We start from the raw sequence: 23,044 nt of genomic DNA, 5'->3' as shown, positions 1-23,044 counted from the left end.
AGCAGACGTTCCGCTTTTCCGACGGATGTCGACCAACATACGCCGTTCACTTATGCGGGACGCTGCGATCACGATCGCTCTCGACCATGAGGATCGCGTTGATTGTCCGTAGCTGCTCGGCCAGCACGCCGGCGCCATCAGCGAGCGCGTGATTATGGTGCGCGCAGTAGATGCGCTTGTTAACGCGGCGGCCACCCAATGCGGCGGGGAAGAGATGCTCGCGCGATCCGGCGGGCTCGGCACAGATGATGCATGTTCGTCGTGCCATGGTGTTCGCCTAGAGACAGCCCTCGACATATTCGATGCTGGGCGAACCAACTGAGATCCCACTGACTTTCCCGCCGTTTATCGAGAATTTGATGCCGCGTTCTCCGCCCGGTTCATAATAGAAGAGCTTTTTATCGGGCGGCTCGGAGTAGATGTCCGGCAGCTGCTTGAGCCCGGCATAGGCCTGGCGCACCGCCGCCTCAGAATCGCCGAGCTTCACTCCACGGTCAGTCATGAAGGTCGGTGCGGGAGGATCGAGATAGGCCTCGACCGTCGTCACCACCCCGCTTTCGACCAGCATCTGCAGATTCTTGGGTCCTCCGATTACCTCATAGGCAAGGCACGTCCCGTCGCCAGCCTCGGTGTAATGGCCATCGTCGCCGATTTTAAGGCCCGATGCCGCCTGCGCGCTGTCCGTCGTTACACCGGCCTCGATCCCGCCCCAGCCAAACGGCGTCAGCACTCGGCAAGTCATGCCTTTGCAGGCTGCGAGCGTCGTAGACGATGCCGACGGCGACGGCGCTGTCTTCGCAACTGGCGAGGGCGCGGGCTTGGGGAAGGCCGTTGGCGTGCTGGCGGTGGCTATGGGAGCCGGTGGCGCCTGTCGGTTCGCATAAGCGACAACCGTGATGACGGCTGCTATCGCCAATCCACCGATGAGCAAGCCCCGGTGCCGAGCCGAGGGCGGGTTCGGATTTGCCAAGGCCTCTCGAACCGGCGCGGTCTTTGGGGCTGCCGGCCCGAGCGTCTCGTCGTAGGCGCGGCGACGCTCAGCATCGCGCAAGGTGGCATAAGCTTCGTTGAGTTGCTTTGCGCGGCGCTCACCCTCGGCTTTCAGTCCGGTGAAGGTGTCAGGATGATATCGCCGCATCATCGCCCGGTAGGCGGCGTCGATGACCTCCTGCTCGGCGCTCCGATCGACCCCTAGAATCTCGTAATAGTTTGGCACGCGCACCCCCATTCAGGCAGATGAAACGAGAGGCACGGTCGAAGCAAGGCAAAGCTCAATCATGCGGTGCTATTCCGACCGAGAAGTCGATGACGCTAGCACCCGGCGCAGGCTTCTTGGGAGCCGCCGTTCCGGAACTGGCCCTTCGTAGTGATTCTGCGATGCCGTTCAGTAAGGCACTGGATGGCAGGATTGTCTCACTACACGGCGTTTGGCACTTAGGAAAACCGACCCATTCCGGCCACTCAGTCGCCGACTTTCCATACCCAGGTGCGGTCAGTCTGCTTTCCCATTCTGGACGCGCAAGACAGGCCTTTAGACGACTGTGTGGTAGGGGACGTAAGCCGAAGCTGCCGCTGGCTTTATTAAAAAGCCGGTGCCCGGTCATTAGCGCATTCGCCGATGCAGGGTCGCGTCGCCTTGAATGGTATCCTATGTGTCATGATCCAATCGAAATTCTATGCGTCATCGGTCGTCGGTTTGGTTGATCAGCGGCTGTCCGCGAGAACTCTGGACCCCTAGACGGCCTCGTTCGCTCCAAGCGTCGGTCTGCTCTCGGTCCTATGCGCCGTTCAGAACCGGCTTAGAGGAAGATTTCTCACGTTTGGCCGTCACCAGTTTATCAAGCAGATCGCCGACAGCTTGAAACGGACAAGGGTATTGGGCTACCGACGCCAGCGCTGGCTACAGATCATTATCCCCGAAGCCGATAGCGGGCACTTCGCGTTCAACCGGAACGGGACCATGCGCGAAGGGTTGTTGCCATAGACCGACAGGAGATGATCATGGTTGCACGACCCTATTGGAAAGGCCAGATCCGGCTCGCGCTCGTCTCCATCCCTGTCGAGATCTATTCCGCCACCAGAAGCGGTGCTACGATCGCTTTCAACCAGATCCATGAGCCTTCGGGTAAGCGTATTAAATATGAGAAGATCGTGCCTGGCATCGGGCCGATCGACCTGGACGACATCGTCAAAGGCTTTGAATATGCCAAAGGCGAATATGTGCTGCTGGACGAGAAAGAGATCGAAGGCGTCAAGCTGGAGAGCAAGAAGACGCTGGAGCTGACCCAGTTCGTCGATGCGCATGACATCGACATGATCTATTTCGAAAAGCCCTATTATGTCGTGCCCGCCGACGACCTGGCGGAGGAAGCCTTCATCGTCCTACGCGAAGCGTTGCGGCGCAGCCGGAAGGTTGGCCTTGGCCAACTCGCGATGCGCGGCCGGGAATATGTCGTCAGCATCAAGGCATGCGGGCGCGGCATGGTGATGGAGACGTTGCGGTATGCCGATGAAGTCAACAAAGCTGCGCGCTATTTCCACGAGATCGGCGATGGCGAGCCGGATGACGAATTGCTCGATCTCGCCACGACCTTGATCGACAAGAAGACCGGTAAGTTCCACGCGAGTGATTTTCACGATCGCTACGTCGATGCGCTGAAGGAGCTTATCGAGCATAAGAAGAAGGGCAAGACGCTTAACATCGACAGCGACGATGAAGGCGGTGCTGATCCACGTGGGAATAACGTCGTCGATCTGATGGCGGCACTCAAGAAATCCATCGGCCCGGCCAGCAAGGCCAAGGCGACGGCGAAGAAGCCAGCGGGCAAGGTAGCGGCCAAGAGCGACGCGAAGTCGGCAGGCAAGACATCCGCCAAAAAGCGGGCGTGACGGGGACGTCCCTGGATCATGAGTGACGCGACCAGGGATCAGACGCTGCGTGAAATGGCCGCCCATCGTGGTTTCAAGCTGGTAAAGTCCCGCAGGCGCAAGGTTGGTGCGGGTGATTATGGCAAATATGGGCTCACCGATGCGGGCGGGAAGCCTTTGCTCGGGGTTGGCGATGATGGGCTGACCGCCTCGCTGGAGGATATCGAAGCGTTTCTGCGCAAGGGCGCGACAAGCAGCTGGAAGGCATCGGCTCACGCCATGCCTGTATGTGCCGCACCGACAAGGAAAGCGACAACAGCGACGCATGAAAACGTCGAGCCCGCCCTCCGACCGCGCGCGAGGCGTTCCATCGGGCAGACGCCAACGCCCGCGAAGAAAATAGCGGCCAAGCCTGCGCCCACGCCCGAACCGGCCCCGCTCCGCATTCGCGCCGCCAAGCGGACCGATGCGGCAGGCATGGCGGTGCTGCTGCGCCAGCTTGCCCAAACGACCATCGATGAACACGGTGTCGCGCATAATCTTGAGCGGGTCAGGAAGGCTAGAGGCGGCGCGATCGTCGCTGTTCTGGAGGGGATCGTCGGTTGTTGCGGCTGGACGCTGATACCCACGCTTCACCATGCCTGATCGGCCGGATTACTGTGTTGCTGGTGGATGGGGCGCATCGCCGCCGAGGCATCGCGACTGCCATGCTGGATGCTGCGACAACGGCGCTGCGCGAAGCAGGATGCACGCGGATCGAAGCGATGAGCGACATCGACATCAAAAATGCGCATAATTTCTTTCGGGCTTCGACGTTCGAGCAGACCAGCTACCGCTTCGCGCGCGCCATCGATGCGGAGGCGTGATCGTTTGCGATACCCCCGGAACGAGTTGGCACGCTTGCGGATTGAGGGGCAAAGCAACGGACCGAACCAACATGGCAAAGGCGCAGGACAAAAGCCCTAAAGACAGTCTCGACCTCTATCGGGCAAAGCGTGACTTCGCACGCACGGCCGAGCCTGCTGGTGCGGAGTTTCCGACGGCCGGCAACGGCTTTGTCGTCCAGAAACATGCAGCGTCGCGGTTGCATTATGACTTCCGGTTGGAACTGGACGGCGTGCTGGTTAGCTGGGCCGTCACCCGTGGGCCGAGCGCCAATCCCGACGACAAACGCCTGGCGGTGCGAACCGAGGATCACCCGCTTGATTATGCACGGTTCGAAGGCCTGATCCCCAAAGGGGAATATGGCGGCGGCACCGTCATGCTGTGGGACAATGGCACATGGGAACCGATAGCAGGTAAAGACCCGTGCAAGACACTGGCCGAAGGGCATCTCCATTTCATCCTGCATGGCCGCCGGATGCAGGGAGAGTGGGTCTTGTTCCGGCTCAAGCCACGCGGAAAGGAGCGCGGCGAAAACTGGATATTGCGCAAAGTCAGCGACGCTTTTGCCGGCGGGTCGGACGATCTGGTCAGTCACCATCTCACCAGCATCGACAGTGGCCGCACGATGGAGGAAATCGCCGCTGGCAAACCCATTTCCCAGCGCAAAGTCGCAAAGGCGAAGGCGACTGCGCGCGGGAATGCCAAGGGCGATGTCCCGCCGCCTTTTCAGCCTGTGCAACTGGCGACACTTGTCGACCATGTGCCTGCAGGCAGTCATTGGCTCCATGAGCTAAAATATGATGGCTATCGCACGTTGCTGGCCATCGGCGGCGGCAATGGCCGCGCCTATACACGATCCGGCCTCGACTGGTCCGATCGCTGTGCCGGGTTGATCGCCGACGCGACAAAGCTGGATGCATCAAGCGCCCTGATTGACGGCGAGGCCGTGGTGATCCTAGCCGATGGCCGCACCAGCTTTCAGGGTTTGCAGGCGGCGCTCAAGGACGATCCCGGAAAAATCGACTATATGGCCTTCGACTTGCTGGCATTGAATGGCGAGGATTTGACCGGGCGGCCCTTGCTTGAACGCAAGGCGATGCTCGCCACGCTGCTCGGCGATGGCGCGGGCCATATCCGCTATTCCGACCATATCATCGGGCGCGGCGAGCAGTTGTTCGAGCGCTTTTGCGGCGCGGGACTTGAAGGCGTCATCTCCAAGCGGGGGGATGCCCGCTATTCCGGATCGCGATCGAGCGGCTGGGTCAAGACCAAATGCACCCGCCGTCAGGAGTTCGTGATTGTGGGCTGGTTGCCCTCGGACAAGCAGCGCGGGTTCCGTTCGCTGCTGCTGGCCGTCCATGACAAAGGCACGCTTCGGTTCGCCGGGAAAGTCGGCACCGGCTTTTCAGCGGACGAGATGGAGCGGCTGCTGGCCTTGATGGCACCGCTAGCCCGGAAGACGCCGACGGTCGAGGCCCCGCGCGCGGCAGTACGCAACGCACACTGGATCAAACCGAAACTGGTCGCCGAGGTCGCCTTTGCGGAATTTACCGACGAAGGCGTGCTGCGCCATTCAAGCTATCTCGGATTACGCGAAGACAAGAAGCCGGAAGCGGTGGTGCTGGAGGTCGAAGCGCCCGTCGAACAGGCGACGCAGCCCGCCGCGACCAACGGCGTTAAGATCAGCAATCGCGACCGGGTAATCTTCCCGGAGGGCAAGCTCACCAAGGGCGAGCTAGCCGACTATTATGAAGCGGTAGCGGATATCATGCTGCCTTGGGCAGGCAGTCGGCCGATCAGCCTCGTGCGCTGCCCGCAAGGCCGCGACAAGAAATGCTTCTTCCAAAAACATGATGCTGGCAGTTTCGGCGACGACGTCAAACAGGTGGGCATCCTGGAAAAGGACGGCCATGAAGAACCCTATCTGTTCGTCGATACGCCCGCAGGCTGCTGACCTGCGTTCAGATGGGGACGATCGAATTTCACGGCTGGGGTGCCCGGATCGAGGATGTCGAGAAGCCCGACCGGCTGGTGTTCGATCTTGATCCCGACGAGGGGCTGGCGTTCAAGGATGTGGTGTCGGCGGCCTTCCATCTGCAGGATATGCTGGTGCAGATGGGGCTCGTCACCTTTCCGATGATGACCGGTGGCAAGGGCGTGCATGTGATCGCGCCGCTGACCCCCAGCGCCGAGTGGCCGCAGGTCAAGGATTTCGCGCATCGTTTCGCCACCGCGCTGTCACAGGCCGACCCCGACCGATTTACGGCTGCGCTCGCCAAGGCGAAGCGGACGGGCAAGATCTTCATCGACTATCTGCGCAACCAGCGCGGCGCGACCGCCGTCATGCCCTATAGCGCACGGTCGCGGCCGTTCGCACCGATCGCGGTGCCGCTCAGCTGGGAGGAACTGCGCACGCTGGACGGCCCGGACCAATGGCATATCGGGGACGCAGGCGAAATGCTGAAGCGCGCCGCTTCCAAGGATCTGGCCCATTGGGGCAGAGCCGACCAGATCCTGCCCGATCTTTAGTCTGTTGCGGCCAAAGACGTCGTCATTCGGTGAACCGGGGCATGGCCAAGCCTAACGCAGGAACTGGCGGCCGGGGTGGCTCGTAATTCGACCTTCAGCCTTCGGAGCGACGGCGAAATGTCCGCTCGCCATTCATCAGCAAGGAGCCATCATGGCCGATCGCCTCACCCTGCAAGATCCACGCGACCAATATCCCAAACCGCCTTTCCCCAAGCAGCCCCAGCCAGCCCCAGGCATAGCGGCGCAGATGGACCCGACACCGGACCATGGCGAAGAGAGCTATGTGGGGTCGGGCAAGCTTAAGGGGCGCAAGGCGCTCGTCACGGGTGGCGATTCCGGCATTGGTCGGGCAGCGGCTATCGCTTACGCACGGGAAGGGGCCGATGTCGCCATTGCCTATCTGCCCAGCGAAGAGAGCGATGCGCAGGCCGTGATAGCTCTGATCGAAGCGGAGGGGCGCAAAGCCGTCGCGCTTCCCGGCGACGTGATGGATGAAGCCTGGTGCCGCCAGTTGGTCGACGATGCCGTCGCCGGTCTTGGCGGGTTGGACATATTGGTCATCAATGCGGGCCGTCAGCAGTTCCGGGACGATGTGCAGGTGCTGAGCTCAGATGATTTCGACCGCACGATGAAGACCAACCTCTATGCGTTGCACTGGATCGTGCAGGCGGCGGTGCCGCATCTGCCTGCCGGTGCCTCGGTCATCACGACCGCGTCGATCCAGGCCTATGATCCATCGGCCATCCTCCTCGACTATGCGACGACCAAGGCGGGGATAGTGGCCTATACCAAGGCGCTGGCCAAGCAACTGATCGAGAAAGGCATCCGCGCCAATGTCGTGGCGCCCGGCCCCTTCTGGACGGTTATGCAATCCACTGGGGGTCAGCCGCAGGAAAAGGTCACGAAATTCGGCGAGCAGAGCCAGTTCGGCCGCCCCGGCCAACCCGTCGAGATCGCGCCCATCTATGTGCTGCTGGCGTCGCAGGAGGGCAGTTATATCACCGGCGAGGTCATGGCGTCACCGGTGGTGCGGGTATTGCCTGAACGGTGCGGTGTTGCCGACGTGCCCAAATCACCAAACATTGTCTGACAGCTGGTTGGCCACCGGCGCGTGCGATCCGTGTTAACAGGTGATCTCTGCCCTCGACCCGAATCAGCCGTTTGGCGACCAAATTTCTCATCGCAACAGCAGACCGTCCGCAATTCTATTTGTAAGCTCGCAAACTGCTGCAAAGCCGGACTGGCAGCTGCTCCGATTCATGCTGCAACGAAGCTGCTTTCTGGCTGACATTGAACCAGCGGCATCTCACTACAATCTCGCAATCAAAGATATTTCAGCCACCAGATATCCTTGCGGCGCTGCTTGAGCCGGGCGAACCATCTCGTTGGAAAATAGAGAACCGGGATCAATATAAACACCCAGATCCATACCCACCTCAGATTATCGACACCGAACACGGCGCCCTTCGTCGGGCCGTAAAGCAGCATCGCGATATTGTAGAGCAGCTTGAGCGTGTAGAGATGGAGGATGTAGTAGAACATCGGCGCGCCGCCCAGCATGGCGAGCGTCGGCATCATCTTGCTATCCTCGAACTTCTCGCACAGCGCCAGCAACAGGCATCCGGTGCCCACGGTCAGCATCAGGAAGAGCAGCGATGGCGGATATTTGGTGAGCGCGAGGAAGCTCATGACGGTTCGCAACGACGTGTCCGCGATGAACCAGGGCTTGTCGCCATAGAAATTGAGCGTGCGGATGAGCAGGAAGCCGACAAGCAGGCCCAGGCCAAGCATAGCCAGCCGCTTGATCCTTGGCTTGGGATCGGTGCCCCGCGCGAACCACGGACCGCAGGCATAGCCTAACAGGATGATGCCGATCCAGGGCAGCGCCGGATACGTCGTCTTGAACAGGATCCCGGCGATCTCGAATTTGTCGCGCTGATGGAGCATCGCCCATGGAATGAAGAAGGGAGAATCCGGGCTCAAGCGAATCGGATCGAGCAGATTGTGAAGGCAGACGATCGCCAAACCCAGAGCGAACTGCGCAGGGCGCGGCAGATGGAGCAGCGCCGCCAGCGCGATCATGCTGATGCCGATCGTATAGATCACCTGGAACCAGATGGTGGGGGGCGGGAATGTGTTGGCCTGTGTTGGCCAAGCGTAGCAGACAATCGTGAATTCCAGGAAGATCAGAAAAAGCCCGCGCTTCAGCAGGAACTCAGACACCTGAGCCCGACTATGCGACTGGCCGTAGAGCCATGCCGAAAGGCCGGTCAGCGCGACGAAAGTCGGCGCGCAGAAGGTGGAGAGCAGGCGCGTGAAGAAGAGTCCCGGATCGGTTATATTCGCGTCAACGGGATCTGTGACCTGCAAATGCAGGAACCATGTTTCGCGGACATGATCGACCAGCATGAACAGCATCACCAAACCACGCAGCGCGTCGATGGCGATCAAACGCGTGCGCGCCTTTGCAGCGGCGACAGGCGATGTCATGCCGGGGTTTAGGGCTGTAAGGGGCGCCTGGCCCGCAATGCTGTTCATCTGATTATCCCTCGCCTGGCTCTTCACTCACCCTTGGGCAGGAAGAGATCCTTGTAGAAGCCGACCGTCTTGACGGTGACGGTGATCGGCGTTTCGCCCTTGTTGCGGAAATACCAGCCATGGGTGCCATCGAAGGGCGCAGTGAAGTCGCCCTGACCGCCGGTAAGTTCGAGTTCCTTCCAATAGTCGGTGAAGGAGCCGTCGGTGACGCCGGTTTTTTCGCCGTGCATTTCGGCCTTCACCGGACCACCTGTCGACTTCCACTGGAAGATGAAGCTGTCACCCTTGACCATGTGCGCCTTCACCTCTTGCCCGCTATGAGGTGCCAGAGTGATGGTCATCTCGTCCTGTCGCCATGCGGCCGACTTGGCGATGGTCGCCTTGGTCGGAATCGCGATGTCGGTTGGGCCGGCAGCTTCCGGCGCGGGCGCGGGGGCTGTTTCGGCCGCTTCGCCGGTGACCATGCCGTTGAGGCCAAGCGCCGTGCCGACGCCGGTGGGGTCGATGCCATATTCGGCCGGCAGCACGAACAAGGTGAGAATAGCAACGGCCGCGATGGCCGCGCCGCCGGTCGCCTTGGCAAGCGTGGAAGGCGAGGGCTTGATCGAGGTCGGAAGTGCGGAAGCAGTTTGCATGGTCATGTCAGGCACCCTGGGTAAAATAGCCGGCCAACTGGAAGCCGATGAGGACGAAGCCGGCGGTCATGAGCGCGGCGTTGGCGACGGTGGCCGTTCGGTTGAAACTGGACGACATGCGCCACAGGTTCATCAGCAGGAGGATCACGGTCAGCGCCATGAACTGGCCCATCTCAACGCCCACGTTGAAGCTGATGAGGTTGGGGATCAGCCCGTCCTTGGCCAGCGTCAGTTCCTGGATCTTGGTGGCCAGGCCAAAGCCATGGAAGAAACCAAAGATCAGCACCGCCGCCTTGGGATTGGGCGATACGCCGAACCAGGTCTTGAACCCGTCCAGATTATCGATCGCCTTGTAGACGACCGACAGGCCGATGATCGCGTCGATGATGTAAGGGTTGGCGCGAATGTCGAAGATCACGCCCAACAGCAGCGTGGTGCTGTGGCCGATCGCGAACAGCGTCACATAGGCGCCGACGTCCTTCAACCGATAGAGGAAGAAGATGACCCCGGCCAGGAACAGCAGATGGTCGTAGCCGGTGACCATGTGCTTGGCCCCCAGATACATATAGGGGATGATGTTGACGCCTGACGCACCTTCGATGAAGGCCTTGTCATTCTCGTTGACGCCATGCGCCCAGAGCGTCGCGCTCATGAACGCCATGGCCAAGCCCAAAAGCAGCAGCACGATCCGCCGCAATATCTGGGGTTGGAGCGGAAACCGGATCGCGCTGTGCATGTCGGCGCCTTTACTTGGTCTGGAACGTCGCGAAGATTTTCGCGCCGCTCTTGTCGATCAGGGCCACAACGAGTTTCGCGCCCTTGGCCGCCTTGAAGCCGGCAGCAGTCAGCTTGTTGCCCCCGGCAGGCTTGAGCGCCGCTTCGGTCTTGGCGCTCCCTGCCGTCTGGGTGAGCTTGGCGGTGTAACCGGCGGCAGGCACCGGCTCATCTTCTTCGCTCAGATAGACGTCGACACCCTTGGGGCCGGTCACCAGTTCGATCAGGGTTTCACCCGACATATGTACGAGGCCGCCATGTTGCGGCTTCATGCTGCCATGCGCGAAGGCGGAAGCGGGCAGCGCGGCAAGTGCCAGGGCAGCAAGCCCCGTGCGGAAAAGATCGATCTTCATAATGCATGTCTCCAATGGATTGGCCGAAAGGCTTATTCGGGCAGGTGAGGGAGGACGAAGGACAGCGAGGCGCGATATTCCTCATGATCGACCTTCTTGTCGGTCGCCTGGCCAACATAGATCGCCATCAGCACGTTGATGCCCTGGTTGCGCAGCTTGATCGTGGCGGTGCCATCAGCGCCGGTCTTGGCCGGGGCGACTTCGTCGGGATCGTTGACATAATCCTGCATCACGGTGGCACCGGCGACAGGCTTGCCCTTGTAATAGACGCGCACCTTCATCGGCTCGCCCATTTTCTGGGGAATGGCAAGGTCGGCGGGCACGACCTGAAGCGTGTGGCCCTCGAACAGCGGCACCGGCTTGGTCGGCACTTGCGTCAGATGGACCGCATATTTGAAATTATGCTCGGCAAGCGTCGCGTTGGGGACTTCGTCGCGGCCCTTGTTATGCCACTCTCCGTCCGGGGTCTTGCTCCAATAGCCATAATCCATGGTGGCCGCGACGGCCGCGACCGGTTCGTCGCTGTCGACGACCGGGATTGCACCGGCGGCGCGAAGAGAGGTGGTGACGGGTGCCCAATCGCTGTCATAGCCGGTGACCGTCTTGACCAATGGCAAGCGCTTGACGGCGTCCAGATCGTCGGCGCCAACGCCATAGACCAGCGCCAGTTGGCGCGCCCGCTGCGCGAACCAGATGCCGTGCGCACCGACCGGCGCGGTTGCCGCCAGCAACGTGCTTACACCCAGTGCGACGGATAATGTTCGAACCAGTCTCATACGAGTCTCCAACCTATTCAATTTTCCAATTCTTCAGCCATCATGCGGCACAAGGCCAAGTGATCACTGAAATGCGTTAGGTCATATTGGTAATGATGCGCGACTTTTAGGGCGTTTCCGCACGATTTTTCAAATGCCTGGGAAGTAGAAAGCCCCGGATATTTCTTATTGATCTTCTCCCATAGTCTCGCATTTGTTCGGTCTGCATAGGCACGACATTGCCCCCTGACTGCGTCCCGGTGCAGGCCGTAATAATAGCGAAGGCTATGCTGCGGGCCTCGTCGCTCGCGCACATGGCCTTCACCAGCCGTTTTCCAGCATGCCGCAAAGACGCTCTGAGCATGCGTTGTCGATCCAACGACGGGAGCAGCTTTCTCCTGTATCCCGCCACAACCGCTGATCATGAGCGCAGCGATCAACAGTCCCGCGGCTTGCAATCCGGGGCCATTGCGCCGCTGGTCACGTTGCGTTTCCATCTCGCGTGCAGCCATTGTCTTGGCTCCCCAAATTCGTATCGACATTGAGAGGCGTAGGATGTGGTTTGAATGCCATTTCGCGGAATAATCCTCCGAATTCCTCGCATATTCCGTATCAAATCGAATGTTTTCGGCGTTCGCTCACAGGCTTTGTAAAAGACATGGAATCGGGCGTTACAAGCGTCCGATTCCAGATCATTTTCACGGCTCAAGCGGCTGCGAACGGGCCTTTTTCCGAGAACTTCGCCACCTTGCCGCGAGCGCCGTTATTGCGGGAAGCACAAGCAATGTGAGCGCGGTCGAGGTGATAAGTCCGCCGATGACCACTGTCGCCAAGGGCCGCTGAACCTCCGCCCCCGTGCCGGTGGCGAGCGCCATCGGCACGAAGCCAAGACTGGCGACCAACGCCGTCATCAGGACCGGCCGGACACGCTCCATTGCCCCCCCGATAATGGCGTCATCCTCGCTTGCGCCATCTTCGCGATGCTTGCCGATGGCGCTCATCATGACCAGACCATTCAGCACCGCGACGCCGGACAGCGCGATGAAGCCGACCGCTGCCGTGATGGAGAAGGGGATGCCGCGCAGCAGAAGTGCGAACACCCCGCCCGCCAGCGCCATCGGCACCGCGCTGAACACGATCGCCGCCGGAATGAAGCCGCCCAGCGCCATATAAAGCAACGCATAGATGGCGAGGAAGCAGATCGGCACGACCAGCATCAACCGCAAACGCGCCGACTGCAGGCTTTCGAACGTCCCGCCCCATTCGGTATACATGCCTGACGGGAGTTGCATCTGGCCGATCGCCTTTTGGGCTTCCTCGACGAAGCCGCCAAGGTCGCGACCACGGACGTTGACCTGAACGACCACCATCCGTTTGCCATTTTCGCGGCTGATCTGGTTCAACCCCTGCGTATAGCTGAACCGGGCCACCTCCCTTAGCGGAATGGAGCCTGCCACCTGACCATCGGCCGCAGGCAGCATGACCGGGATCGATCCCAGCGTTTCGACATCGTCCCGCTGCGCATCGGGCAAGCGCACCACCACCGCGAAGCGGCGATCGCCCTCGAACAACAGCCCCGCTTCCCGGCCACCCAGCGCGGCAGAGACAGTGTTGGCCACTTCCTCCACCGAGAGGCCGTAACGTGCTGCAGCCTGCCGATCGATCTTGACATCGAACGTCGGCGCGCCGTCGGTCTGTTCGGCGCTGACATCGCCTGCGCCCGGAATCCCGCGCAGTACGCCAGCGATGCGACGAGCCTGCTCGCTCATCGCCTCCAGATCGTCACCATAAAGTTTGACCGCGACGTCGGCGCGCACGCCGGCGATCAGTTCGTTGAAACGCATCTGGATGGGTTGCTGGATCTCCGTCCGATTGCCGATGAGCGGCTTCATGCGCTCTTCGATACGTCGCAGGATATCTTCCTTCGACGTCACCTCGGCCGGCCATTCGCTTTCCGGCTTGGGAATGACATAGGTGTCCGACGAGTTTGGCGGCATCGGGTCGGTGCCAAGGTCGGCATTGCCGTTCTTGGAAAATACCAGTTCCACCTCGGGCAGCGTCTTGAGCGCATTCTCGATCTGAAGCTGCATTTGCGTCGATTGGTCGATCGAGGCGGATGGCACCCGGAAGTTGGTGACCGTGATGTCCTTCTCGTCGAGCTGGGGCATGAACTCCTCTCCCAGCAGGCCGAACGCCAGAACGGCAGCGAAGAAGATGCCCGCACCGGCCGCGACGAACGGCACCGGCCGCGCCACTGCCTTGTCGAGGAGCGGCGCATATTTCTCCTTAAACCAGCGGATCGGCTTGACTTCGGTTTCACTGACCTTGCCGCTGACGACGATCGCGATCATCGCCGGCACGAAGGTGATCGACAGGACGAACGCCGATGCAAGCGCCAGCATCAAGGTTGTCGCCATGGGCGCGAAGGTCTTGCCCTCCACCCCCTGGAAGGTCAGCAACGGCACGAAGACGAGAAAGATGATGAGCTGGCCAAAGACGGTAGGCCGGACCATTTCCTTGGCCGCATCGATCGTTTCGCTCATCCGCTCGTCCAGCGTCAGCAGACGACCTTCATGTTCCTGTCGCTCGGCCAGACGACGCAGCGCATTTTCCACGATGATGACCGCGCCATCGACGATAAGTCCGAAGTCGAGCGCGCCCAGGCTCATCAGATTACCCGATACGCCAAGGGCGTTCATGCCGGATGCCGTCATCAACATGGTGATCGGGATCACTGCAGCCGTGATCAGCGCCGCGCGGATATTGCCGAGCAGCAGAAACAGTATGACGATGACCAGAAGCGCGCCTTCGATCAGATTCTTTTCGACGGTGGCAATGGTGGCGTTGACCAGCTTGGACCGGTTGTAGACCGCCTCGGCAAAAACATCTGGCGGCAGCGATTTGTTGATATCGACCAATTTGTCGGCGACGCGGGTAGCCACGACCCGGCTGTTTTCGCGACCAGCATCAAGATGGTGGAAATGACCGCTTCGGAACCCATGCGACTGCCGACCCGGTGCGCACGGCGCCGCCGATCACGACGTCGCCTACATCGCGCACCCGCACCGGAACACCTGCCCGGGTGGCCACGACCGCGTCCTGAATATCCTCGATCGACTTCAGCCGCGCGTCGGCGCGGACGAGGAAACTTTCCCCGGCGCGGCGCACATAGTTGGAGCCAGCCGACACATTCGCCCGCTCCAAGGCGTCTGCCAGTTCGGTAATCGACAGACCATAGGTGGCAAGCGCGTTCAGCTTGGGCTCGACCAGATATTGTTTCACATAACCGCCGTTGGAATCGACGCCGGCAACGCCCAGAACATTGCGCATTTGCGGGCGAATGATCCAATCCTGCACCGTGCGCAGATAGGCGGCCTTGGCCAGTTCGGTCGTCAGCCGCTCGCCCTCGGGCGTCAGATAGCTGCCGTCCGACTGCCAGCCTGGTTTTCCATCTATGGCCTTTACGCCTTTGCCGTCGGGATGGCGGAAGGCGACCGAGTAGAAAAAGATCTCGCCAAGGCCGGTGCTGAGCGGCGCGAGGTTGGGTTGGACGCCGTCGGGCAGGCTGTCCTTGGCCTGGGCCAGGCGCTCTGTGACCTGCTGACGGGCAAAATAGACGTCGGTGCTGTCGGTGAATACAGCCGTGACTTGGCTGAAGCCGTTCCGCGAGAAGGACCGCGTCATTTCAAGGCCGGGAATGCCGGCCAATGCCGTTTCGACGGGGAAAGTGACCTGTTTCTCGACGTCGACCGGCCCCAGCGAGGGCACGAATGTACTGATCTGCACCTGTCGATTGGTGACGTCTGGCACGGCATCGATCGGCAGCTTAGTGATCTGCCATCCGCCAAAGGCCACGACCAGTAGCGTGAGAAACGCCACCAGCCATCGCATCCTGACGGACAGGCTGAGAATGCGCCCGATCATTCTGCCGTTTCCTTCTCAAGTTCGGCTTTGAGGAGGAAGGCATTGGTTGTGGCGATCGGCGTCCCCGCCTTGAGGCCCGCGGCGATCGACACCATGCCGCCGCTGCGACTGCCGATCTGGACCGGCTGCGCCTTGAACCCGGATCGGGTGCGGACGAAGACGACATCATGGTCGCCGATCGTCTGCACCGCGTCCTGCGGCACGGTGACCCCGCCGCCAGCGACGCCGACGTCGCCCGTGGCGAAGATGCGCGCCTGCACCAGTTGACCCGGCGCGACCATGCTTGCGCCACTGCCGGGCGTGATGATGATGGTGGCTTGCCGCGTCTGGGCGTCGACGACCCCGGTGGCCGACCGGACCCGGCCTTCAAGCGTGCGGCCATCATTGGTCGCCAATTCAACCCGATCGCCGGCCTTCACCCGGCCAGCATCGCTGGGCGGGACGCTTGCTTCGATCTGGATGCGCCGCGGATCGGCGACCCTGAACAATTCCGTCTCTGCCTGCACATAGGCCCCAAGGCTTGCAGGGGCCGATGTGATCGTGCCGGACACGGCGCTGACCACGGCGACGGATCGCCCGTCGCCGGTAACGCGCGCCGCACGCGCTGCGGCCTCTGCCTGGCGCGCCTCGGCTTGGGCAACGGCAAGATTGGCCTGGGCGGTTTCGAAGTCCGCACGCGGTGAAACGCCCTGGTTGAGCAGGGTTCGTTCGCGGGCGAGTTGACGGGACGCCAGCGTCACCCGGGCGGAGGCGGTTCCCCTGTCCGCCGCGATGGTCGATGCGTCCCGGCTTTCGACCAGGGCAATCGTCTCCCCCGCCTGGACGCTATCGCCGATCCGCTTGAAGATGCGGGTGATGGTGCCGGGCGCCCTTGCGGTCAGCACGGCTTCCGCATCGGGGGTCGCCTCTACCCTCGCGCTGGACATTATGATGCCTGACAGCGCCGTACCCGCTGCGGGCGCGATAGTGATGGCCGACATCCTGATCCCTGCCGCATCGATATCGACGGTATCGGCTGAAGCCTCAGGCGCTGCCGCCTGGGTCTGCACGACCGGCGCGTCGGGCGCGGTCATGCGCGCCAGCCCGAAGCCTGCAAGAGCGGCAAGGATAAGACCGACCGCGGCGCCGGCATAAAGTCTGTTGTCAGGCGTCATTGGATCGGATCTCCGGAAATGGTGCTGCCCGTCAGACGGGCAAGGCGCGCGCGCGCTTCGAAAGCGGCTAGGCGCGCGTCGAGGACGCCGCCGCGCGTGATCGCAAGACCATGGCGCGCGGCGAGCAGTTCGATGATCGACGACTTGCCGGCTTCATAGGCGATGCGGGCCAGTCGATAGGTCTCGTCGGCGGTCGCCTGCGCGCCCAGCGCGGCGGTCACGCGCGCCATGGCGGCATGGAATTGGGCAGCCGACGCCTGCGCTTCCGCCCGCGCATCATTCTGCGCCATGGCAAGCCGCGCCTGCGCGGCGTCGGCTTCCGCGCGGGAGGCCGCTATGTTGCCGCGATTGCGATCGAAGATCGGGAGCGGCAAGGACAGGCTGCCCAGCAGCGCCGTGGCATTATCATATTCGAGGCGACGAACGCCGATACTGGCGGTGACGTCCGGCACGGCCCGCCGCTGCTCGGCTTTCAGCCGTCGATTGGCGGCTTCGCGCTCCGCCTGCGCGGCCAGATAATAAGGGCTGGCAAGAGGATCGACCGGTCCGACGGCAGGTGTCTTTGCCCCCAAGTCCAGCACGGATTGGGCCAGGCTCGCAAAAGGGGTTTGCGACCCCGTCAGGGCGGACAGGCGGGCAAAGGCCGCGATGCGATTGGCGTTCGCAAGGTGCAGCGCGGCCTTGGCTTCGTTGAGTGAGGTTTCTGCCTGGAGCGCCCGAAGCCTGGCTTCCTTGCCGGCATCGACGAGCGCCCTTGCGGCGCCCAGATCGGCCTCGCCCTCTTCGACCTCGTCCTGGGCCAGTGCGTTTCGGCTGTCTGCGGCTTCGGCCGCCGCGTAGGCCAGGGCCAGATCATAGGCATAGGCAGCGCGGGCGTCCTGATCGCGCGCCTTCGACGCGGTCACACCCGCCTCGCCAGCTCGATCCGGGCGCCACGTTTGCCCCCCAGTTCCAGCGTGTGATTATATTGCAGCGTCGTTTCGGCCCGATCAAAGCCACGATAGGGCGAGGACCCTGTGACATTCTCGGTCATCAAACTGACGCTGGGATTGGGCCGCGCCCGCGCTTGCTCCGACAAGCCTTCGGCGCGCCGGATTTCAGCTTCGCTGAGCGCAAGGCGCGGCGCGTCAGCGCTCTGCCGCAATAGCGTTGCATAGGGCGGCGCGACTTGCGCGCACGCCGTCCCGGCAACCGCCAGAAGGCACGTCGCCACGACCACGCCGGATACCGCGCAATGCGGCAGCCGGCCTCTAAAGGCTTTCATCAAATATTCCCCTGAACGAATGCGTAAAAACGGGCGCGACGAAACGCGCTCGCAATTAGATTCGTGGGGGGCGAAGCAAGGATTGCGGCCTGACCGACCCGATGTCATCGACCGGGACCACGCCCCAGGACATCGCAGACGAAATCATGGCCTGCGCGACGACAGGCGCCGCAGGCACGGCAACGGTTTGAGCCACCACATGGGCGGCGACATGGACAAGGTCGGAGAAATCGTCCTGATCCGAAGAGGCGTGGTCATCCACGTCGTCATGGTCATGATGGTCGATACCGACGCTCACCGTCTGCGCTGAGGCATGAACATGCGGCAAGGCATCGTGCCAGGTCGACAATATGATCATGCCAAGCAGCGCCAGCACGCCCAGAAGCGCAAAGCTGCGCCTTGGGTTGTGGGGCGTTGCATAAGCACGCTGCCGGATTGGCGCGACCGTCATGCGGCAAGGAGTATAGGCAGCGCAGGCAGTTCACAAGATGCTGCGGCGGTCAGACGATATTTTCCCTTCATTGGCGGGGCCAATGCTGGTGCAGGTCGTCGATAATGAATATATGGTGGCGATCATCGCCATGCGCCTCTCGGACATGGGGATGATCGCGTTCAAGCTCGGGGTGATCGTGCGCCACAATGTCCGGATCGCCGGCAGGCCACAGGAAAACGGCTAATCCCGTTCCGACACTGGCGATCACCGCCATCATGAGAAAAGCGACACCCTGGCCCACATTGGCGCCAAGCTGCCCGACCAATGGATAGCATAAAAGCCAGCAGCAATGGCTCAGGGTAAATTGCGCGGCGAACAATGCAGGGCGGTCGCTGGCCGTTGCCGATCGCTTGAGCAATCGACCCGATGGGGTGATGCTCATCGCATAGGCGATCCCAAGCAGGAACCATCCGCCCAGGATGACCCACCAGAAGCCCGGCGCAGCGCCGTACCGGAAAGTCGCGACGGCCAGCAATGCGAGCAGCGACGCCATCGCCGTCCCTGCGCTCAGCATGATGGTGCGATCCGCGATCCGATCGAGCAGTCGGGGTAATGTCAGTGCTGCCAGAATAGACCCTGCGCCATAGGCGGCGAGGGTCAGCGCCACATCGCTCTGGGCAAGGCCCAGCCTGTCACGCACGATGACGATCGTGTTGACGATCACCATGGAACTGGCCGCCGCCGATGCCAGCGTGAGGGCAAGCAACCCGCGCAAACGCGGGGTCTTGAGATAGATGCGTGTGCCGCACGTGGTCCTGGCGTAGATATCGCGCTGTCCTGGCCCGGCGCTTGCCACCCTGGGCAGGACGGTCGTGGCGACAAGCATCGCCGATCCAAGGAAGCCGATCGCCGTTCCCGAGAACAGCCAGTGGAAATTGATGACCGAAAGCAGCGCAGCGGCAAGGATCGGGCTGGTCAGGCTTTCCATGTCGTAGGCGAGCCGCGATAGGGAGAGCGCGCGGGTATAGTCGCGTTCCTCGGGCAGGACATCGGGAATGGTCGCCTGGAAGGTCGGGGTGAAAGCCGCCGATGCCGATTGCAGGACGAATATCAGAATATAGATCTGCCACGTCTGATCGACGAATGGCAAGCAGAGGGCAACCGCGGCGCGCACGATATCCATCGCCACCAGAAAGGCGCGGCGCGGCAGGCGATCGGCAAAAGCGCCGACAATGGGCGCTACGCGATATAGGCGATCATCTTGATCGCGAGCGCCGTCCCCAACACCGCCCCGGCATTGCCGCCGGCTATGTCATAGGCCAGCAGACCGAGCGCCACGGTCGCAAGGCCCGTGCCCACCAATGCGATGACCTGCGCACAGAAAAGATGGCGATAGGTGCGATTGGCGAGCACGGAAAGCAAGGGCGACTCCAGCGAATCCATATCCTCCAGGGGGGATATACAGATCGTTGCAATATCCTCCCCAGGGGGATAGGTAAAGGCTGTGACACTGAGGAATTTTCACGAGTGACCATCGAGCATCGGCATGACAGCCATCCCGCGATCGTAAAGCGGCTGAACCGTGCGGGTGGCCATCTGCGCAGCATCGTCGAGATGATCGAAAGCCAACGCCCCTGCGCAGACATCGCCCAGCAACTCCAGGCGGTCGAAAAGGCTATCGTCAGCGCCAAGAAGGCACTGATCCACGATCATCTCGACCATTGCCTCAGCCACACCCAGGCGACGGAAGGCATGGGTTCGGCCGTCGAAGAATTCCGCACGATCTCGAAATATCTATAGGCGCTGCCGACCTCAGCTGGCCCCGACCGCTATCGCCTGCGCATAGCGCCGGTCGGCCGCCTGCCAGTCGAGATTGCGGAACCAGGCGTCGATATATTTGGCGGCCTGCGTGCCATAATCCATGTGGAAACTATGCTCGTACATGTCGAGGGCGAGGATCGGGATGCCGGCGGCCGCACCATGCATATGGTCCCAGGCCCAATGATTGTGCAGCGAACGGGTATGGAGATTATAGGCGAGGATCACCCAGCCCGATCCGCCGGCCAGCGACAGGCCCGTGCGCCGGAAATCCTTCTCCCATGTCTCGAACGATCCCCAGGCTTTGGCGAGCGCCGCGCGAATGGAGCCAGCGGCCTCGCCATTACCGCCGAGTCCATCGAAATATATCTCATGGAGAATGACCGATCCGGTCCGGTGCAATTCCTCGCGCTTGAGGCCGCCATAGAGGACCGGCGGCATGTCCACATCGGCCAGCGCGGCGGCGAGCCGGGTTTCGACCATGTTGAGGGTTTTTACCGACCCGATATAATTATTCTCCCAATGCGACCGGATGAGGCGCTCCGACAGCCCGTCCAGCTTCGCCGGATCGAAGCGCAGCGGCTTGGGCTGGTGCGTGCCGGCAAAGGCTGGCGGCAAGGCGGCGGGCGGCGCGGCGACTTGTCCGCTTGCCGTATCGGTGGCGGCCATGGCCAGAGCGCCTGCTCCCAGGGTTTGAAAGGCGGTACGACGAGAGACATCAACCATTTTTACAGATCCTGTCAGACGGTAAGGGTGTAGATCGCGCCCAGCGTCGCGCAGCCGGCGAGAACCGTCAATACGCCCAGCTTGAACCTGAAGATGGCGACGGCGGCGGCGACCGCCAGCACGACCGCTGCTATATTGATGGAAACGGGAATGGGAACGTCGAAGCTGCCGGTCGGCGAACGGACTGCCATCGTCTGGCCGAACAAGGTGTGGATCGCGAACCAGATGGCGAGGTTGAAGATGACGCCCACGACCGCTGCGGTGATGGCGGTCAGGGCCGCCGAGAGCGCCTTGTTGCCCCGCAGCCGCTCGATGAAGGGCGCGCCGGCGAAGATCCACAGGAAGCAGGGCACGAACGTCACCCAGGTCGTGAGGATCGCGCCCAGCGTCGCCGCCAGTAGGGGCGCCATCGTGCCCGCATCGCGAAAGGCGGCCAGAAATCCCACGAATTGCGTCACCATGATGAGCGGGCCAGGCGTCGTTTCCGCCATGCCCAGGCCATCGAGCATTTCGCCGGGGCGCAGCCAGCCGAACGTGCCGACCGCTTTCTGCGCCACATAAGCAAGAACGGCATAGGCGCCGCCAAAGGTCACGACCGCCATCTGGCTGAAGAAGGTGGCGATGTGGGTGAACACATTGTCCGGCCCCAGGATCAGGAACAGCCCGGCAACGGGCGCCAGCCAGAGGAATGACAGGATCGCGCATATCCGCAGCGACCACCCCAGATCGGGTCGCGCATGGTCGGGCAAGGCTTCACCCAGCGCGGTGTCCCGGTCATGGACGACCTCACCACCTGTTGAGCCATGACCGCCGCCGCCCTTGAACTGGGGCAGCCCGCTGCGCCCGCCGATATAGCCGCCGAGACCGGCCGCCAGTATGATCAGGGGAAAGGGTGCGTCGAGAAAGAAGATCGCGACAAAGGCTGCAACCGCGATGCCGCGCATGACATTATTCCTAAGCGCGCGTGATCCCACGCGCACGACCGCCTGGACCACCACGGCCAGCACAGCGGCCTTCAGCCCGAAGAATATGCCCTCGATCAGCGGCAACTGACCCAGCAGCACATAGAGGTAGCTCAAGGCCAATATGGCGAGAAAACCGGGCAGAACGAAGAGCGCGCCCGCGATCAGCCCACCGCGCGTCTTGTGCAGCAGCCAGCCGATATAGATGGCCAACTGCTGCGCCTCCGGGCCGGGCAGCAACATGCAATAGTTGAGCGCATGGAGAAACCGCTCCTCGCCGATCCAGCGTTTCTCCTCGACCAAAATGCGGTGCATCACCGCGATCTGGCCGGCCGGTCCGCCAAAACTCAATGCGGCGATGCGCGCCCAGATGCGGGTCGCCTCCCCAAGCGGGATGCCATGATCGCTCGCTTTCGGCCCAGATGGATCGGCGAGCATGGAGCCGGTTGCGGTCATCGGTCTGCCTTTCGGTTCGAAAAATAGGCGTGGAACTGGTTCAGCGCGTCGCTGGCCGTCGCGATGCGCTGCAGGTCGTCGTCGGTGGAGGCGCAGACGCCCGACAGCATCGCACCAAGGCCCGCCGTCTCGGGCCGCGCGAACTTGCCGTCGGCAATATCCAGGTCGTGAATAATCTCCGCTATGGCGATGAGCGCCGGATCATCGGTCAGGCCGCCGCGCGCGACCAGGGTTTCGAAGCTGCAATTCTCGCCCTCATGGGTGAATTCGGCATCCGCCATGTCGAAACGCAATTCGTCCTTTTGCGGCGCGTAGCTACGGCCATCGACGAAACGGAAGGTCGCATCCGGGTCTATGAAGCGGCGGATCAGCCAGGCGCAGGCGATACGATCGACATGGACGCCGCTGCGCGTCACCCATGTCCTGCCCCTCAGATCGCGCGGCAGGTCGGCGGCCGGTTCATCGCGACTGACATCGGGATGCTGATAGCGTTGCCTGTCGAGATCCGCCAACGCGGCTTGCGCTTGCTGCCGCCCGTGCGCGCCGAAAAAGTCGAGTTGGACGACATCCGCCATCCGCTTCTGGAGCTTGGCGATATCGGTGCCGCTGGCAGGGCCGGTGTCGATCAGCCGCCGCGCGGCCTGGGCTATGTCGTCATAGTCGGAGTCGCGTGCGGCGTCGAACATCGCGCGGATATCACCGTCGCTCTGGCCGCCCAGCATCCGGGCTTCGATGAGGGTCGCCTCGCCGCCGCCTTCGATGATCTCGGCCATCAGACCGCGAAACGCCGCTTCATGCTCGTCGCGGAGAGGCAGGACATGCACCGCATTTTTGAGCGGCACCGCACCGATCGCCTGCAGGCGACGCCAGATTTTCACGCGCAGATAGGGCGGCTTGACGGGAAGCTGGTGCAGCAGGGCCAGCCAGATGGAGGGTTCGCTTGTCGTCATGATAGAACATATATATCATC

The 23,044-nt window shown here is 62.0% G+C and carries 21 protein-coding genes and 3 pseudogenes; 6 read left to right on the top strand and 18 right to left on the bottom strand.

Annotated elements, in window-relative coordinates; genetic code table 11:
• Positions 1-46: 46 nt before the first annotated feature.
• Both BF95_RS07060 and BF95_RS25520 read right to left on the bottom strand, forming a co-directional pair.
• Complete coding sequence (locus BF95_RS07060) at positions 47-268, bottom strand: hypothetical protein (protein WP_043150372.1); 222 nt, start codon at positions 266-268, stop codon at positions 47-49.
• 9 nt (positions 269-277) lie between these two features.
• The gene (locus BF95_RS25520; RefSeq protein ID WP_161774242.1) at positions 278-1,216 is read right to left on the bottom strand and encodes a DnaJ domain-containing protein; all 939 of its coding nucleotides are present in this window, start codon (positions 1,214-1,216) and stop codon (positions 278-280) included.
• 785 nt (positions 1,217-2,001) lie between these two features.
• Between BF95_RS25520 and ku the strand changes: the two genes are divergently transcribed.
• From ku to BF95_RS07030, 5 genes and pseudogenes are all read left to right on the top strand, one after another.
• On the top strand, positions 2,002-2,889 hold the full coding sequence (ku, locus tag BF95_RS07050) for a non-homologous end joining protein Ku (protein ID WP_043150451.1): 888 nt from the start codon (positions 2,002-2,004) through the stop codon (positions 2,887-2,889).
• Between the two features lie 18 nt (positions 2,890-2,907).
• On the top strand, positions 2,908-3,513 hold the full coding sequence (locus BF95_RS07045) for a hypothetical protein (RefSeq protein ID WP_043150370.1): 606 nt from the start codon (positions 2,908-2,910) through the stop codon (positions 3,511-3,513).
• Entirely contained in the window at positions 3,471-3,734 is a 264-nt protein-coding gene (locus BF95_RS07040) for a GNAT family N-acetyltransferase (protein WP_081764062.1), read from the top strand. Before BF95_RS07045 ends, BF95_RS07040 begins: the two co-directional genes overlap by 43 nt.
• Before the next feature lie 71 nt (positions 3,735-3,805).
• A pseudogene (gene ligD / locus BF95_RS07035) lies at positions 3,806-6,282 on the top strand (DNA ligase D).
• A 151-nt stretch (positions 6,283-6,433) separates the two neighbouring features.
• Positions 6,434-7,326, top strand: a pseudogene (locus BF95_RS07030) (SDR family oxidoreductase).
• A 279-nt stretch (positions 7,327-7,605) separates the two neighbouring features.
• Here BF95_RS07030 and BF95_RS07025 read toward each other — a convergent pair.
• The 13 genes and pseudogenes from BF95_RS07025 to BF95_RS30950 form a co-directional block, all read right to left on the bottom strand.
• Positions 7,606-8,820: a DUF1624 domain-containing protein gene (locus BF95_RS07025; RefSeq protein ID WP_043150450.1), complete on the bottom strand. Its 1,215-nt coding sequence runs from the start codon at positions 8,818-8,820 to the stop codon at positions 7,606-7,608.
• A 23-nt stretch (positions 8,821-8,843) separates the two neighbouring features.
• Positions 8,844-9,461: a hypothetical protein gene (locus tag BF95_RS07020; protein WP_043150366.1), complete on the bottom strand. Its 618-nt coding sequence runs from the start codon at positions 9,459-9,461 to the stop codon at positions 8,844-8,846.
• 1 nt (position 9,462) lies between these two features.
• Entirely contained in the window at positions 9,463-10,191 is a 729-nt protein-coding gene (locus BF95_RS07015) for a HupE/UreJ family protein (RefSeq protein ID WP_043150364.1), read from the bottom strand.
• Positions 10,192-10,201: 10 nt separating this feature from the next.
• A complete protein-coding gene (locus BF95_RS07010; protein WP_043150362.1) occupies positions 10,202-10,582 on the bottom strand; it encodes a hypothetical protein in 381 nt (126 codons plus the stop codon).
• 32 nt (positions 10,583-10,614) lie between these two features.
• Positions 10,615-11,358, bottom strand: a complete 744-nt coding sequence (locus BF95_RS07005; protein WP_043150360.1) for a DUF4198 domain-containing protein — start codon at positions 11,356-11,358, stop codon at positions 10,615-10,617.
• 17 nt (positions 11,359-11,375) lie between these two features.
• Entirely contained in the window at positions 11,376-11,849 is a 474-nt protein-coding gene (locus tag BF95_RS27260) for a hypothetical protein (protein WP_130752820.1), read from the bottom strand.
• Between the two features lie 186 nt (positions 11,850-12,035).
• Positions 12,036-15,261, bottom strand: a pseudogene (locus BF95_RS07000) (efflux RND transporter permease subunit).
• Positions 15,258-16,415, bottom strand: a complete 1,158-nt coding sequence (locus BF95_RS06995; protein ID WP_043150359.1) for an efflux RND transporter periplasmic adaptor subunit — start codon at positions 16,413-16,415, stop codon at positions 15,258-15,260. Before BF95_RS06995 ends, BF95_RS07000 begins: the two are co-directional and overlap by 4 nt.
• Positions 16,412-17,320, bottom strand: a complete 909-nt coding sequence (locus tag BF95_RS06990; RefSeq protein ID WP_235209617.1) for a TolC family protein — start codon at positions 17,318-17,320, stop codon at positions 16,412-16,414. The genes BF95_RS06995 and BF95_RS06990 overlap by 4 nt, the downstream gene beginning before the upstream one ends.
• Complete coding sequence (locus BF95_RS28855) at positions 17,317-17,679, bottom strand: hypothetical protein (protein ID WP_235209616.1); 363 nt, start codon at positions 17,677-17,679, stop codon at positions 17,317-17,319. Before BF95_RS28855 ends, BF95_RS06990 begins: the two co-directional genes overlap by 4 nt.
• 55 nt (positions 17,680-17,734) lie before the next feature.
• Positions 17,735-18,130, bottom strand: a complete 396-nt coding sequence (locus BF95_RS06985; RefSeq protein ID WP_043150358.1) for a hypothetical protein — start codon at positions 18,128-18,130, stop codon at positions 17,735-17,737.
• 67 nt (positions 18,131-18,197) lie between these two features.
• Positions 18,198-19,295, bottom strand: a complete 1,098-nt coding sequence (locus BF95_RS06980) for an MFS transporter (protein WP_443018342.1) — start codon at positions 19,293-19,295, stop codon at positions 18,198-18,200.
• 56 nt (positions 19,296-19,351) lie between these two features.
• Positions 19,352-19,555, bottom strand: a complete 204-nt coding sequence (locus BF95_RS30950) for a hypothetical protein (RefSeq protein WP_162472453.1) — start codon at positions 19,553-19,555, stop codon at positions 19,352-19,354.
• Positions 19,556-19,639: 84 nt separating this feature from the next.
• Here BF95_RS30950 and BF95_RS27250 point away from each other — a divergent pair, with 84 nt between their 5' ends.
• A complete protein-coding gene (locus BF95_RS27250) occupies positions 19,640-19,912 on the top strand; it encodes a metal-sensing transcriptional repressor (protein ID WP_130752821.1) in 273 nt (90 codons plus the stop codon).
• Between the two features lie 12 nt (positions 19,913-19,924).
• Here BF95_RS27250 and BF95_RS06970 read toward each other — a convergent pair whose 3' ends face one another.
• The 3 genes from BF95_RS06970 to BF95_RS06960 all read right to left on the bottom strand — a co-directional run bounded on the left by BF95_RS06970 (position 19,925) and on the right by BF95_RS06960 (position 23,024).
• Complete coding sequence (locus BF95_RS06970) at positions 19,925-20,599, bottom strand: superoxide dismutase (protein ID WP_043150357.1); 675 nt, start codon at positions 20,597-20,599, stop codon at positions 19,925-19,927.
• Positions 20,600-20,670: 71 nt separating this feature from the next.
• The gene (gene chrA, locus BF95_RS06965) at positions 20,671-22,074 is read right to left on the bottom strand and encodes a chromate efflux transporter (RefSeq protein WP_235209615.1); all 1,404 of its coding nucleotides are present in this window, start codon (positions 22,072-22,074) and stop codon (positions 20,671-20,673) included.
• A complete protein-coding gene (locus BF95_RS06960) occupies positions 22,071-23,024 on the bottom strand; it encodes a chromate resistance protein ChrB domain-containing protein (RefSeq protein WP_081764061.1) in 954 nt (317 codons plus the stop codon). Before BF95_RS06960 ends, chrA begins: the two co-directional genes overlap by 4 nt.
• Positions 23,025-23,044: the final 20 nt, after the last annotated feature.

It is taken from the genome of Sphingobium sp. Ant17, assembly GCF_000588875.1.
GTDB lineage: Bacteria > Pseudomonadota > Alphaproteobacteria > Sphingomonadales > Sphingomonadaceae > Sphingobium.
Note: the sequence above shows the minus strand (reverse complement) of the source record. Positions and strands in the feature narration are given on the sequence as shown.